The sequence below is a fragment of the Bacillus sp. SIMBA_005 genome, assembly GCF_046535585.1.
Lineage (GTDB): Bacteria > Bacillota > Bacilli > Bacillales > Bacillaceae > Bacillus > Bacillus pumilus.
In genome coordinates, this window is sequence record NZ_JAWRWI010000232.1 from 1 (window position 1) to 290 (window position 290).

Consider the following 290-nt stretch of genomic DNA (forward strand, 5'->3'; position numbering starts at 1 on the left):
GACAACGTAAAGCGTCTCCATCAAAGCAACCATAAACACAAGCCCGATAGACATAGGCACAAACAAGAAGTGAAACAATGTTGTAGATGCAAATTGAATGCGGGCTAATACCAACTCACTCATGATGTTTTTCCTCCAATCTGGTAAATTGCTCAACATTTCACAAACATAGTGAAATCATTGCTCGGTATTTCACAAAAAATGATATATTTGCTCAATGTTTCACAAATTCGTCAAAACTATTGAAATATCAGCCTGTACACCCTGGGGGACAGCGGCTGTCATAGAAA

1 protein-coding gene is annotated in these 290 nt (G+C 38.6%); it reads right to left on the reverse strand.

The features are described 5' to 3' along the window. Positions 1 to 123, reverse strand: a 123-nt coding sequence (locus tag SB660_RS19900) for a cytochrome ubiquinol oxidase subunit I (RefSeq protein WP_410584003.1), incomplete at its 3' end; no start/stop codon positions are given. Between the last annotated feature and the right edge of the window lie 167 nt (positions 124 to 290).